The organism is Actinomadura nitritigenes (assembly GCF_017573545.1).
GTDB lineage: Bacteria > Actinomycetota > Actinomycetes > Streptosporangiales > Streptosporangiaceae > Spirillospora > Spirillospora nitritigenes.
In genome coordinates this window covers 140,231-154,054 of sequence record NZ_JAGEOK010000009.1, presented here as the reverse complement: position 1 = coordinate 154,054, position 13,824 = coordinate 140,231, and the positions used below count along the sequence as shown (strand labels likewise).

General features: G+C 73.0%; 13 protein-coding genes. 11 read left to right on the top strand and 2 right to left on the bottom strand.

Annotation, left to right across the window (positions count from 1 at the left end):
• The first annotated feature begins 162 nt into the window (after positions 1-162).
• Both J4557_RS15700 and J4557_RS15695 read left to right on the top strand, forming a co-directional pair.
• On the top strand, positions 163-1,329 hold the full coding sequence (locus tag J4557_RS15700; protein ID WP_208267265.1) for an acyl-CoA dehydrogenase family protein: 1,167 nt from the start codon (positions 163-165) through the stop codon (positions 1,327-1,329).
• An 18-nt stretch (positions 1,330-1,347) separates the two neighbouring features.
• Positions 1,348-1,899 (top strand): TetR/AcrR family transcriptional regulator, encoded by a 552-nt coding sequence (locus tag J4557_RS15695; RefSeq protein ID WP_208267264.1) that lies wholly within the window; start codon positions 1,348-1,350, stop codon positions 1,897-1,899.
• Here the strand turns inward: J4557_RS15695 and J4557_RS15690 are convergent.
• Positions 1,896-5,468, bottom strand: coding sequence for a protein kinase domain-containing protein (locus J4557_RS15690; RefSeq protein ID WP_208267263.1), 3,573 nt, complete (start codon positions 5,466-5,468; stop codon positions 1,896-1,898). The genes J4557_RS15695 and J4557_RS15690 overlap by 4 nt on opposite strands.
• Before the next feature lie 212 nt (positions 5,469-5,680).
• Here J4557_RS15690 and J4557_RS15685 point away from each other — a divergent pair, with 212 nt between their 5' ends.
• From J4557_RS15685 to J4557_RS15655, 7 genes are all read left to right on the top strand, one after another.
• Positions 5,681-6,595 carry an HNH endonuclease gene (locus tag J4557_RS15685; protein ID WP_208267262.1) on the top strand — a complete coding sequence of 305 codons (915 nt, stop codon included), beginning with the start codon at positions 5,681-5,683 and terminating at the stop codon, positions 6,593-6,595.
• Between the two features lie 400 nt (positions 6,596-6,995).
• The gene (locus tag J4557_RS15680; protein ID WP_208267261.1) at positions 6,996-7,304 is read left to right on the top strand and encodes a hypothetical protein; all 309 of its coding nucleotides are present in this window, start codon (positions 6,996-6,998) and stop codon (positions 7,302-7,304) included.
• Positions 7,305-7,375: 71 nt separating this feature from the next.
• Positions 7,376-7,957, top strand: coding sequence for a hypothetical protein (locus J4557_RS15675; protein ID WP_208267260.1), 582 nt, complete (start codon positions 7,376-7,378; stop codon positions 7,955-7,957).
• 11 nt (positions 7,958-7,968) lie between these two features.
• On the top strand, positions 7,969-8,610 hold the full coding sequence (locus J4557_RS15670) for a hypothetical protein (RefSeq protein WP_307799840.1): 642 nt from the start codon (positions 7,969-7,971) through the stop codon (positions 8,608-8,610).
• Positions 8,610-9,689, top strand: coding sequence for an XRE family transcriptional regulator (locus J4557_RS15665; RefSeq protein WP_208267259.1), 1,080 nt, complete (start codon positions 8,610-8,612; stop codon positions 9,687-9,689). Before J4557_RS15670 ends, J4557_RS15665 begins: the two co-directional genes overlap by 1 nt.
• A gap of 370 nt (positions 9,690-10,059) precedes the next feature.
• The gene (locus J4557_RS15660; RefSeq protein ID WP_208267258.1) at positions 10,060-10,464 is read left to right on the top strand and encodes an STAS domain-containing protein; all 405 of its coding nucleotides are present in this window, start codon (positions 10,060-10,062) and stop codon (positions 10,462-10,464) included.
• A complete protein-coding gene (locus J4557_RS15655) occupies positions 10,461-11,105 on the top strand; it encodes a GAF domain-containing protein (protein ID WP_208267257.1) in 645 nt (214 codons plus the stop codon). The genes J4557_RS15660 and J4557_RS15655 overlap by 4 nt, the downstream gene beginning before the upstream one ends.
• Positions 11,106-11,243: 138 nt before the next feature.
• Here the strand turns inward: J4557_RS15655 and J4557_RS15650 are convergent, their stop codons facing one another.
• Positions 11,244-11,471 (bottom strand): hypothetical protein, encoded by a 228-nt coding sequence (locus tag J4557_RS15650; protein ID WP_151543932.1) that lies wholly within the window; start codon positions 11,469-11,471, stop codon positions 11,244-11,246.
• Positions 11,472-11,726: 255 nt separating this feature from the next.
• Between J4557_RS15650 and J4557_RS15645 the strand changes: the two genes are divergently transcribed.
• Together J4557_RS15645 and J4557_RS15640 are read left to right on the top strand one after the other, a co-directional pair.
• Positions 11,727-11,930 carry a cold-shock protein gene (locus J4557_RS15645; protein WP_067460243.1) on the top strand — a complete coding sequence of 68 codons (204 nt, stop codon included), beginning with the start codon at positions 11,727-11,729 and terminating at the stop codon, positions 11,928-11,930.
• Positions 11,931-12,123: 193 nt separating this feature from the next.
• Positions 12,124-13,824 (top strand): DEAD/DEAH box helicase, encoded by a 1,701-nt coding sequence (locus tag J4557_RS15640; RefSeq protein WP_372442483.1) that lies wholly within the window; start codon positions 12,124-12,126, stop codon positions 13,822-13,824.

Here is a 13,824-nt window from a genome sequence, read left to right as displayed (position 1 = left end):
CTGCGGTTGATCATCCGTCCGTGATCATGGGCATTGCCACTGCTCACATGCCGGACAAGAGGGTCACCAGCGTCAGTTTCGCACACTTCGGTTGGTGTGTCGTCTGACCGGCCGCCGTCCCCGCCGTCGCTCGCGCCATACCTAGGAGTATGGTTCCGTACTATGGAGTATGGAGACGAGATCGTCCGCCGCGTGCGGGAGCTGGCCCCCGCGCTGGCCGAGCGTGCCCGGCAGGCCGAGGACGCGCGCCGCCTGCCCGACGCCACCATCGCGGACCTGGCCGCGTCCGGCCTGTTCAGCATGCTTGTGCCGAAGCGCCACGGCGGCGCCGAACTCGGGTTCGGGCCGATGGTCGCGGCGTGCCGCGCGGCCGGTGCCGCCTGCGCGTCCACCGGATGGCTGTCGGTCATCTACACGCTGCACAACTGGATGGTGGCGCTGTTCCCCGAGCAGGCGCAGGAGGAGGTCTGGGCCGAACGGCCGTACGCGCTGATCCCGTGCGTCCTCGCGCCGACGGGCACCGCGGAGCCGGCGGACGGCGGGCACCGGGTCACCGGACGCTGGTCGTGGGGCAGCGGCTCCGTGCACGCCGACCACGCGATGGTCATGGGCCTGGTCACCGCCGAGGGCGCGATCGAGCCGCGGCTGTTCCTGCTGCCGCGCGCGGACGTGACCGTCCACGACGTCTGGCACACCAGCGGGATGCGCGGGACCGGCAGCAACGACATCGAGGTGGCGGACGTCTTCGTCCCGGCGCACCGCTCCGTGCCGCTGGCGGCGCTGACCGAGGGGCGCTCGCCCGGGTCCCGCGTCCACCCGGCGCCGCTCTACCGGACCCCGCTCGTCCCGGTGTTCGCGCTGACCAGCGCGGCGCCCGTGCTCGGGGTCGCCGAGGGCGTGCTCGCGCTGTTCGCCGACCGGATGCGGAGCCGGCGGATGGCCTACAGCGGCGAGCGGCAGCGCGACCTGATGAGCGGCCAGATCCGGCTCGCCACCGCCACCGCGGACCTGGCGGCGGCGCGGCTGCTCCTGGAGGACGCGCTGCGGGACGTGACGGAGGCCGCCGCCGCGGGCGACGCCACCGGCCTGCACCTCCGCGCCCGGGCCCGGCTGGTCGCCGCGCACGTGGCCGCCACCGCCCGCCGCGTCGTGAACGAGCTGTGCGGCGCGGCCGGCGCGAGCACCCAGTTCGCGGACTCGCCGTTCCAGCGGGCCCAGCGGGATGTGAATACGATCAGCGGGCATGTGGTCTTCGACCCGGACGCGGCGTACTCCCTCTACGGCAGGATCGAGCTGGGGATGGACCCGGGACCGGTGGTCCTGGTGTAGCGGAGCGTGGGGAGCGCGATGACGGCCCGTACGAGGATGGCCAGGCGGGACTGGGTGGAGGCCGGCTACCAGGAACTGGCGCGCACCGGCGAGCGCGGCGTCGCGATCACCTCGCTCGCCGCCCGGCTCGGCGTCACCAAGGGCAGCTTCTACTGGCACTTCAAGGACCGCGGCGAGCTGATGCGGGCGCTCCTCGACCGGTGGGCGCACGAGCGGACCGACGAGATGCTGGACCTCGCGCTCGGCAGCACCGGCGACCCGCGCGAGCGGCTGCGCCGCATCCAGGCGCTCGGCCGCGAGATCGCGCCGGTCGACCGGGCGATGCGGCTGTGGGCGCAGCACGACCCGGCGGCGGAGGAGGCCGTCCGGCACGCCGACCGCGCGCTGCTCGGGCACATCGCCGCGTGCCTGGAGGGCCTCGGCTTCGGCGCCGACGACGCGCGGCTGCGGGCGCTGCTGATGCTGCGCTCGTGGGTCGGCGGCTACCTGGTCCCGTCCGGCGCGCCCGGCTCCGGCGCGGTCCAGGGGGCCGATCCCGGCGACCGCATGCTGGAGATCCTGCTGGGCTAGCAGGTCTTCTCGTACGGGATGTCCTGGACGTACTGCGTCCATTCGCGCTTCGACAGCGCCCCGACCCGCGCGCAGAGGCCGTCCTTCAGCAGGCGCGGCGCGACGGTGTGGGTGACCAGCTTGCCGTCGTCGCCGCTCACGCTGTAGAGCCGGGTGCCGTCCGGGCTGAACGCCAGCGACTCGATCGTCGCGTCGACGGACGCCGAGGTGTGCCCGGTGAGCGGCAGCCCGAGCCGCCGCTGCCCGTGCACGTCCCAGAGGTCGATCTTGCCCTGCATGTCCGTCGTGGCGAGCAGCCGGCCGTCCGGCGAGAGCGCCGCTATCGGCGTCTTCCCGTCCGGTGTCGCGACGGGCGTGCCGATCTGCTTGAGCGTCCGGACGTTCCAGAACGACAGCGACCGCCGGTCGGAACGATCCTGCACGGTGACGAGCGTGCCCTGCCGGTCGGCGGCCTGGACGGTCGTGGCGAGCGGGTTCGGCGGGGCGATGACCTTCCCGGACGGGAACGCGACCACGCCCAGGTCGTTGGCGGACACGACGCTCTTCCCGTCCGCGCTCCAGACGGTTTTCAGCTCCGGCGAGCCGTCCGACGCGCCGGTCCGTCCCGCCGCGCGCGCCTGCCCGAGCTGCCGCCCGGTCGCGGTGTCCCAGAACCGCAGCAGCGTCGTCTGCGGCCGGTTCTGGTTCGCGGGCGTCGCCGGGCCGCCGAGCGTGACGGTCGCGATGGCCTTGCCGTCCGGCGAGAACGACGGCAGCGGGCGCGACGACGGCAGCGCCGCGGGGCCGAGGTCGATGGCGGCCCGCTTCGTCCGCGACCGCACGTCCCAGATCTCGACCGTCCGGTCCTGCCGGACGAGCGCGAGCAGCCGCCCGTCGCGCGACAGCGCCATCCGGTCGCCGCCGTAGCCGGTCGAGTAGGTGATCGGGAGCGTCGTGCGGCGGGTCCGCTTCGCGGTGTCCCAGATCTGGACGCCGTTGGACGGCGACGGGTCCGCGGTGGCCAGCGTCGACCCGTCCAGGCTGATCGCCGAGTCGCCGTACGGCCGCGCCACCTGCGCCGGGCGCACGAACACCGAGACGTCGATGCCCTGGACGCGCCCCTCGGAGTCGACGCAGCGCAGGCTCCGCCCGTCCGCGCTGAACCGGGTGTGGATGCACATGTCGTCCGGCTTGTAGAAGAGGTAGGGCGGCTCGGCCGTGCCGGTATCGGTGCTCCACAGCGCCATGTTCGACGCGAGGAAGTTCCCGTCCGGGCTGAAGGTGATGTCGGTGTCGAGGCCGTCGTACCCCTTCGGCAGGGTCAGCCGGGTGCGCAGCTCGCCGGTCTTGACGTCCACCACCGTGATCTGGTTCTTCGACCCGCCCGCCCCGGTCGCCGCGAAGAAGCGCCCGTCGGGACTGAAGGCGATCATGGACGTCTCCGTGAGGTCCCGGACCTGCTCGGGCACCTTGATCCGCTTGAAGGTGGCGAGGTCCCGCCCGACCAGCCTCCAGTGGCCGCCGTCCTTCGCCACGCCGACCAGGAACTTCTCGTCCGGTGAGAAGACAGGGCCGGTGATGGTGAAGTTCTCCTTGGCGGTGAACAGCACCTTCCCGGTGGCGGTGTCGAGGACCTTCACCGTCCCGTGGTGCGTCGTGACGAGCCGCGCGCCGCTCGGGCTGAACCAGAGCCCGTCCCCCATCACGTGCTTGAACGGCAGCGCCGTCCGCGCCCCGGACGCCGTGTCCCAGAGCGCCAGCGTGCCGTCCTTCTGCAGCGACAGCAGCCGCTTGCCGTCCAGCGTCAGCCCGAGGCCGGACACCCCCGCGCCCGCAAGGTGCAGGGTCAGCGCCTTCTTCGTGTCCGGGTCACCCAGGATGACGGTGTTGTCCTTCGACCACGCGTAAGGGCCGGCCTTGTCCGGACTCAACGTGTTCCAGTCGGTCCCCACCCCAGCAGGCCGGAACATCCCCTGCTCCCACTGCTCGGTCAGCGTCAGCAGCGCGTCGCGCGTCTCGAACGTGTCCCCCGCCAGCGCGGACGCGGCGACCGCGAGCCGCCGCGCCAGCACCGGATCGGTCCGCCGCAGCTGGACGGCCCGCGTGGCGAGCTGCCGCCCGATCGCCGAGTCGCGCTGCTCCGCCACGGTCGCGTTCGTCTTCCGCAGACTCCGGCTCTGAACCGCGACGGCCGCCCCCGCGCACAGCGCGATGACCAGGAGAACCGCCAGCGTCGTCGTGACGGCGGCCCGCGTCCGGGCACGGTCGCGCGTCTGCCGGACCGACGCGTCCAGGAAGGCCCGCTCGACCAGGTTCAACGTGAGCTGCCGCCGCCCGACCGACGCCCACGCCAGCGCCCCGTCCAGCGCCGACCCCTGATGCAGGTCGGCCTGCTTGCGCCCGTTCGCGTTCCACAACCGCGCCGCGCCCGCCAGCGCCTGGTGCGCGGCGAGCCCCTCGCTCTCCGCAGTCACCCACTCAGCGAGCCGCGGCCACGCCCGCAGCAGCGCGGGCGTCGCTATGGAGATCGTGACGTCGTCCCGCCGCAGCAGCCCTGCGCCGCAGAACCCGTCCAGCACCTCCTGCAGCGCGCGCTCGCCCGTGACCCCGTCGACGAGATCGCCCACCGGCACCGGACGCAGCGCGCCCTGGGCGTCCGCAGGCGCCGCCACCATCCTGAGCAGCACCCGCGGAACGGCCTGCTGCGCCTCCCAGCCGAGCCCCCTGTACACCTGCTCCGCGACGTCCCCGAGCGCGGGCGGCAGCGTCACCGACGGCGGCTCCCCCAGCCCGGCCGCCTTCGTCCCCGCCTCCAGCGCGTCCCCGCTCACCCCGCTGAGCAGCCCGTCGAGGACGTCCTGCGCTCTCGGCCGCTCCTCCGGCACTCGGCTGAGCGCCGCGTCCACGAGGCCCCGCAGCGGCTCGGCCAGCACGTCCGTCCCCGGCCGCTCGTTCAGGATCTGGTGGTGCAGGCTCGCCAGGGTCTCGCCGTCGAACGGCGCCTTGCCCGTCGCGGCGAACAGCACCACCGCCGCCCACGCCCACACGTCCACCGCGGGCGTGGCGTGCTTCCCCTGGAACAGCTCCGGCGCCATCCACCGCGGCGTCCCCTTCAGCGCCCCCGTCGCGCTGCGCGACATCTCGTCGGTCTTGGCGATCCCGAAGTCGATCACCCGCGGCCCGTCCGGCCCCAGCAGCACGTTCGCGGGCTTCAGGTCCCGGTGGACGATCCCGGCCCGGTGAATCGACGCCAGCGCCGTCGCGATCCCGATCGCCAGCCGGTGCAGCTCGTCCGGCCCGTAGGCGCCCCGCTCCCGCACCCACTCCGCCAGATCGGGCCCGGGCACGTACTCGCTGACGATGTAGGGCGGCACGCTGTCGAGGTCCGCGCTGATGATCCGCGCCGTGCAGAACGACGCCACCCGCTGCAGCGTCGCGACCTCCTTGCGCAGCCCGTTCCGCAGCGCCTCGTTGACCGTCTCGACATGCAGCGCCTTCACCGCGACCCGCGCGCCGTCCGCGTCGTACCCCTCGTAGACGACGCCCTGCCCGCCGGCCCCCAGCCGCCCGGCCAGCCAGTACCCGCCCAACTGCCGAGGATCACTCACCAAAAGCGGACCGGACATGCGGGTGCTCCTCCACGGACGAGGACGCCACCCAGCGCCCCCATGAAGCCTCAGCATATACAGACAAACATGTCCTTTTGGGTCGGGCGCCTCCGGTGTGGCCCACCGCATACGGGACGACACCGACGCCGGCTCGCGCTATGGCGCGACGGGCAACGAGGTAGTAAAAGTTCCCCATGAGCCGACTGGGGATCGACGACCTCGACGGACGCCTGCGCAGCGCTGCGATGGCCTGGCTCGATCGCCGGTGCACGCCCGACAATCCCGTCGTCGAGCGTCGCGAACTCCTCGATTTCCACTTCGAAGGCCGCCGCATTCCGCTCATCGACAACCAGCTCGGCATCCGCAAACCGAGAGACCTGGCAGCGGCGCTGTCCATCCTGACGACGTACACATCCGACGGCCAACGTGCCCCCTACGAGGACGCCCTCGGTCCGGACGGCTTTCTCAGATACAAGTACCAAGGCAATCCGCAGCACTACACGAACAGAGGCCTACGGGAGGCCCACACTCTCGAAGTACCGCTCATCTGGTTCTTCGGCGTCCAGCAAGGGCTGTACCTCCCTTTCTATCCCGTGTGGATCGTTGCGGACGAGCCGGAGCAATCGCAGGTCGCGGTCGCGCTCGACGAGTCGCAGACAAAACTGGCCGACCATGCGTCGCTGACCCCTCTCGAGCGGCGGTACTCCGAACGGATCAGCAGGCAGCGGCTCCATCAGCCCGTTTTCCGGCAGCGAGTCATCCGCGCCTACGACACCAGTTGCGCGATGTGCCGCCTTCGGCATGCGTCGCTGCTCGACGCCGCGCACATCATCCCCGACAGCGACGACCGAGGCCTGCCGGCCGTTTCCAACGGGCTGTCCCTCTGCAAGATCCACCACGCCGCGTACGATGCGAACATCCTGGGAATACGCCCTGACCTGAGAATCCAGGTGCGCACCGACATACTCCAAGAAGTCGACGGGCCGATGCTCAAACACGGCCTCCAGGAAATGAACGGGCTGACTCTCACCCTTCCCCGGCGGCGAGCCGACCGCCCGAACTCGGAGGCCCTAGAGCAGCGCTACGAGGCCTTCCGCAACGCGGGATGATTCACTGCTCATAAATCGCGGAGTTCGCCGCGATGCTGTATCGGCTGAAGGACGTCAAGTGACAGCGGCCGTGCCGCGCAAGAACAGCAGGAGCAGCAGGACGGCGAATACGCCGAGGTCGCCGCGCTCTGCGCCCGTTCGAGCCGATCGGTGACGGCTGCGACACACCGAGCCAAGACCCTGCTGTGCGCCGAGACGACAGCGGTGACTCGGAACCACCAGACCGGCTGCTGCCCTGACGTTGACTTGTGTGTGCCGACCTTCTGGGCGCCTTCTAGGGGCGGCGCACCACAAGTCAACGGAGTCGGATTTGGGGTTTTGGGGGCGGGTTCGGTGGGCGCGGATCAGCATGGGGGTGTGGGCGGGTGGGCCGTCCGTTTGTCGCGGGATGGTGATGGGTGTGAGCGAGGTCGAGGCGCCTGTGCAGGCGGTGGGGGAGCCGGTTTCGGAGGGGTCCTGGCTGGGGCGGGGCGTCGCGTTGTTCACGCCGGTGTTCGCGGTCGCGGCCGGGTGGCTGGCGGGGGTCGTCGCGCAGTGGGTGCCGGGGGCGCACCTGGACGAGACGCAGGTGACCTCGTTCATGGTGGCGGCGACCACGGCGGCGCTCGGGGCCGGGTGGAAGTGGTTGCAGGGGTGGCAGCAGCATGAGCGGCTCGTCGCCGAGGGGAAGGCCGCGCCGGTGAAGACGCGGACGAAGGCGGTCAAGTAGGGCGCCCGGTCGCCGCGGGGCCGGCTTCCTATGCTGGTGGTCGGTTCGTCGGCCGGAAGGCGGTGGTCGGGGTGGTGTCGGTCGAGGAGTTGCGCGAGTTGCCGGCCGAGGAGCGGGCCGAGCTGCTGCGGGCGTTGATCGCGCTCGCGGACGAGGACCCGCTTGATCAGCCGCGGTACCGGCGGCGGCGGGGGCTGGTGCTGGTCTTCCTGGTGGCGTGCTGCGCGTGGCTCATCCCGTGGACGGTCGCGCTGGGGCTCACGTTGCCGCAGCACTACACGGCCGGGCAGTGGAGTGCGGCGTGGATCGGGTTCGACGCCGCGTTGACGGCGTCCTTCGCGTTCACGGCCCTCGCGGTGTGGCGGCGGCGTCAGGTGGCCATCCTGGGGCAGATCATCACCGGGACGTTGCTGGTGTGCGACGCGTGGTTCGACGTGATGCTGTCGTGGGGGTCGGGCGAGTTCGCGATCAGCGTGGCGACGGCGCTGCTGGGCGAGCTGCCGCTGGCGGTGCTGTTCTTCATGGGGGCGCGGACGCTGGTGCTGACGACCGTCCGGGCGCTGTGGGTGCGGGAGGGACGGGTCGGGCCGGTGCCGCGGCTGCGGGAGGTGCGGCTCTTCACCATCGGACGTTCTGTCGGTGGCGGCGGTTAGGGTCCGGCAGTGTGAGCGAGGAGACCGTTGTCTGGGGCGAGTTGAAGGCCGGCGGGTTCCTGCACGGGGTGCGGGAGGCGCACCGGGAGGCGACGCTGGCCGTGTTCGGCGGGTTGAGCCGGGCGGCGGGGTTCACGGAGCGGTCGTACGGGGTGACCGCGTTCGACGTGCTGACGTCCTGGATCGACCGGGTCTTCGAGGGCGATCACCGGGTGGTGCGGGACGATCTGAACGGGTCGCCCGGGTGGCGGTACGGGAAGTACCGGGTGCTGTTGAAGCGGCACGAGTTCGGGGCGGTGCGGAAGATCAGGTGGGACCGGGACAGTCCCACCAAGCAGGCGGTGGCGCGGCAGGAGTACGCGGACGACCGGCAGCTCGCGCTGGACATCGGGGTCGGGGGCGACACGCCCGAGGTCGTGACGCTGGTCCTCGCGCACAGTGCGAGCGACGAGCCGCTGGAGATGGAGCTCTTCCTGGGGCGTCCCCGGTGGAACGCCGACGGCGGGACGGCGTGGCACTGGGTCCGGGAGCTGGACGACGCGCTTGGGGGTGATCCACGCCGTAAGCTCGTCGAACGGACGATGCCGCTCTGGGACGACGAGGCCGACGTGCCCGTGCGGCTGCGCGAAGAGACGAGCACTGAAACGGCATAGTGAACGATGAGCGAACGGCTCGGCGGGTCGCCGAGGCGCGGCGGCTGTTCGACTGCGAGCGGCTGACGCTGGCCCGGCGGCTCAGGGGGCTGCGCAAGAACCAGCTCGCGCAGGCCGTGGGGAGCACGCCGCGGGCGATCGGGCAGTACGAGGCCGGGGTGCAGCGTCCCGAGGACGCGGTGGTGTCGCGGCTGGCGTTCGCGCTGGGGGTGCCGGTCGAGTTCTTCCGGGGCGGGCGCGGTGGCGTGTCGCTGGACGGGGCGCACTTCCGGTCGCTGAGGTCGACCAGCCAGATCGAGCGGGACCAGGCCCTCGCGTACGGGCGGATCGCGGCGGACGTGGTGGCGGCGCTGGAGGAGCTCGTCGACCTGCCGGTGGTGGACGTCCCCGAGTACATGGTGCCGCCGGACGAGATCGCGGGCGGCGGGCCGGTGGAGGCGGCGCGGGTCGCGCGGAAGGCGCTGGTCGGCGTGCCGGGACCGGTGCCGCACGTGGTGCGGACGCTGGAGGCGCGGGGCGTGGTCGTGCTCGTCCTGCCGGACGCGGCGGAGCGGGTGGACGCGTTCAGCGTCGGGCTGCACCCGCGTCCGATGGTGTTCTTCAACCCGGTGAAGGCCGACTACTGGCGGAACCGGTTCGACGGCGCCCACGAGCTGGGGCATCTGGTGATGCACGCCGACGCGGAACCGGGCGGGAAGATCGTCGAGGACCAGGCGCACCGGTTCGCGGCGGAGTTCCTGATGCCGGCCGAGGACATCGCGGGCGAACTCCCCCGGTCCGCCGACTGGGACCGGCTCGGCGCGCTGAAGGCGGAGTGGGGCGTCAGCATCGCGGCGCTGCTGTACCGGGCCCGCACGCTGCGGGTCATGGAAGAAGGCGTGTACCGGAACGCGATGGGGACGTTGAGCTCGCGCGGATGGCGGCGGCAGGAGCCCGGCCCGGCGCGCGCGCTGGAGCAGCCGACGATGCTGACGCGCGCGCTGGAACTCGTCGCGGCGGCGGGCACGGACCGCGACGCGCTGGCCGAACGCGCCCGGGTCACCCGCGCCGACCTGGACCTGCTCGTCCCCCGCCGCTGACCGCCGGCCACCGCGGCCCGGCCCGTGGCGGCGCGGCGGTGCTTCCGCCACGGGGCGGTCGCGCGGCGTACAGTGGTGCGCGACCGAGGGGTTTTCGATGCGGGCGGCCAAGTCCGCGTCCCCCTGGTTTCCCGATACTCGGTCTCCGAGGAGGCCAGACAGGTCCGGCGCACGTGACGCCGCAACACCGTCGCCCACCGCCCGCCAACGGGCGCCTCCCGTACCGCGGCCCGCAGGCCGCCGCCGCGAACCGCCGAGCCGGCGCCATCGGCGCCGCAGACGCTACGCGCAGGGCGCGCGCGACACAGCACGCAGGCGGCCGCGCGATCGCCGGGGACCGGTATCCGCACACTTCGGATCGGAGATCCACATGCCCACCCGCACCGCCTCGACCGAGGTCGGGCTGAGCCGCGAGCAGCGCGCGGACCACACCGTCATCGCCCTCGACGGCGAACTCGACATCGCCTCCACACCGTCCCTGCGGGAGCGGCTGCACGCCGCGCTCGCGGACGCCGCGCTCTCTGACGCCGCCCTCTCTGACGCCGGCCCGCGCGTGGTTTTCGACCTGTCGGGCGTGACGTTCTGCGACGCGTCCGGGCTGGCGCTGCTCGTCGACGCGCGCCGCCGGACCGGGCCGGGCGGCACCGTCGTCCTCACCGCCCCGCGCCCGCAGCTGCTCCGGTTGCTGCGCGTCACCGGGCTCGACCGGGTGTTCACCGTCCGCTCCCTGGGCGGCGCGGCGGACTCGCGGCGCTCCCGCTGGGTCGCCGCGTGACCGCGGAGGCGGACCTCCGCGGGGAGAGCGGGACGGGCGACGAGCCGCTCCCGAGCGTGTGGGGCGCTCCGCGGGGCCCCCTGGACGCGGCGGACGCGCAGCGGTCGGCGGCGTCGTTCGAGCTGATGGCGGCGGTGCTGGACGGCACGGACCTGCACGAGCTGCTGAAGCTCGTGGCGACGCAGGCCAGGGGGCTGGCGCACGTCCCGCTGGCGTTCATCGCCCTGCCGGTCGAGGACGGCCACCTGCTGCGGATCGACGTCGCGGTCGGCGCGGACGCCGAGCGGATCCGCGGGCTGGCGGTCCGGCGCGGCCGGTCGATGCTCGGCCGGGCGTTCGCGTCGCGCCGGGCGCTGTCGGCGCGGATCGTCGACGACCAGACGCTGACCCGGCTGCCGCCGGGCCCGATCCTGATCCTGCCGCTGGAGACGGGCGAGACCACGCGCGGGGTGCTCGCCGTCCTCGGACGCCCCGGCGCCCAGCCGTTCGGCCCGGGCACCGCCCGCCGGCTGCTGCTGTACGCGGACATGGCGGCCCGGCTGGTCGAGCTCGCCGAGGACCGCCGCGCCCTCCGGGCGGGGACCGCCGGCGGCGAGCACGGGCTCGGCGGGCCTCGCCCGCCGTGGCGCGCGCGCATGTGAACGGCCCGCGGCGCGGAGGGCCGCAGGCCGTGGGGGGATCTTTCCGCCGGGCGGCGGAGGTGCCGCCGATTTCGTGATTTCAGCGGCGGCGATGTCGGGGTTTCGTGCGGTGTTCCCGGATGGCGCGGGAGGCCGGTTTCAGAGCTTGAAAAGCTTGGCGTAGGGAGCCAGAATCCTGACCTTGCGGGTTCCGAAGTCGACCAGGACGGCGCGTCCCGGCTCGACCTCCAGGACGCGTCCGAGACCGTACTTGTCGTGGGTGACCTGGTCGTCGGGGTCGAACTCCTTGGCGGGCGGGGCCGCCGCCGGAGGCGCGAAGGGACTGGTGGGCAGGTGTCGCCGCTTGGCGGGCCGGAAGGGTTTCATTCCTGCCAGTATGCGCCCGCCCGGACGTTCGCGGGGAGTCTCCCCGGGGGTTGCGGGCAAAATTCGGCGACCGGGTTCCGTCCGCACTACCATGTGGTAGCGTAGGAAAAGTTGCGGTTCCCATAGACATGTATGTGCGCCTGACGGTTCATCCTCGGGCGCATTTTTTGTTGTTCTGGATCTTCCGGATGGGCCATCGCGGCGCCGTCCCGCGCAAGGTGTGCGGGACGGGACCGACGCCAGAAGGAGACGACCATGGCCACCGGCACCGTCAAGTGGTTCAACGCGGAAAAGGGCTTCGGCTTCATCGAGCAGGACGGCGGCGGCGCCGACGTCTTCGCCCACTACTCCAACATCGCCGCCCAGGGGTTCCGTGAGCTCCAGGAGGGCCAGAAGGTGTCGTTCGACGTCACGCAGGGCCAGAAGGGCCTGCAGGCGGAGAACATCGTCCCCGCCTGACCGGGGACCGGCGCGGCGGGCGAGCCCACGGGGCGAGCCCGCCGCCGCACGACGCTCCCAGGGGGGCGACCCCCGTTTCCCACGCGCGCGGCAGACCGCGCGCACCGGTTCGTTCTTGTAGCTCTTCGCCGCGCACGGCCGCGCATGCGGAGCACTCCCTCGGGACGCAACCGCTTCCGAGGAAGGCTTCACCATGACCATGCCCCATACCGGCCGCCCGGCCGCCCGAGGCGGCTCGTCCCGGTCGCGTTCCGGCGGCCGCCGCCGCCCGGCGCAGGCCGCGCAGGGCGCGAGGACCGCGAAGGTCCAGCGACCGGACACCGAGTTCGCGATGCCGGAGACCCGCACCCCGCCGCTGCCGCCGGTCGAGTCGTTCGAGCGGCTGGCGCTGCCGCCGCGGATGCTGACCGCGCTGGCCGCCCAGGGGGTCACGGACCCGTTCCCCATCCAGGCCGCGACGCTGCCGAACGCCCTCGCGGGACGTGACGTCCTCGGACGCGGCCGCACCGGCTCGGGCAAGACCCTCGCGTTCGGGCTGGCGCTGCTCGCCCGCACCGCCGGCCACCGCGCCGAGCCGCACGCGCCCCTCGCCCTGGTCCTGGTCCCGACGCGGGAGCTCGCCCAGCAGGTCACCGACGCGCTCACCCCCTACGCGGACGCCGTCGGCCTGCGGGCCGCCACGGTCGTCGGCGGCATGTCGATCACCCGCCAGGCGAACGCGCTCAGGCGGGGCGTCGAGGTGCTGATCGCCACGCCGGGACGGCTCGCCGACCTCGTCGAGCGCGGCGACTGCCGGCTCGGCGACGTGCGGATCACCGTGCTGGACGAGGCCGACCAGATGACCGACATGGGCTTCCTGCCGCAGGTCACCCGGCTCCTCGAGCGGACCCCGGCGGGCGGGCAGCGGATGCTGTTCTCCGCGACGCTCGACCGCAACGTCGACCGGCTCGTCCGCGGGTTCCTCGACGACCCGGTCACCCATTCGGTCGACCCGGCGGCCGGTGCTGTCACCGCCATGGAGCATCACCTGCTGCACGTCTCCGACACCGACAAGCAGGACACCACCGCAGAGATCGCGGCGCGCGACGGCCGGGTGATCATGTTCGTCGGCAAGAAGCACGGCGCCGACCGGCTCGTCCGCAAGCTGGCCGCGCGGGGGATCCGCGCCGCCGCGCTGCACGGCGGCAAGTCCCAGTCGCAGCGCAACCGCGCGCTGGAGGGCTTCCGGACCGAGGACGTCACCGTGCTGGTCGCCACGAACGTCGCCGCCCGCGGCATCCACATCGACGACCTCGACCTCGTCGTCAACGTCGACCCGCCCGCCGACCACAAGGACTACCTGCATCGCGGCGGCCGGACGGCCCGCGCGGGACGTGCGGGGACCGTGGTCACGCTCGTCCTGCCCGACCAGCGCCGCGAGGTGGCCGACCTGATGGCCCAGGCGGGCATCAGCCCGCGCGTCACCGAGGTGCGTCCCGGCGACGGCGAGCTGGCCCGCATCACCGGTGCCCGCACCGCTCCGGCCCGTCCCGCCGAACAGCGTCCCGTGGAGCAGCGCGCCACGGCGCCGCGCGGCGCCGAGCAGGCCAAGGACGCCCCCGGCCGGAAGTCCCGCCGCGGCGGCTCCAGGTCCGGAGGCGCGCAGCAGAGGAACACGCAGGACGCTTCCGCGGCCCGCGCGTCTTCGGCGGACGCTGCCCCTCGGCAGAGGTCCCGCCGGGGCGGCGGCTCCGCCGCCGGCAACGCGCAGCGCGACACCGCTCAGGACACTCGCGCGGCTTCGGCGGGGACCGCGGCAGGACGTCGATCGCGGCGCGGCGGCGCGCGCACGGACGCGCAGGGCGGCACGGCGCAGGGCAAGCCGCGCCGCCGGGTCTCGTCCCTCAACAGCTGA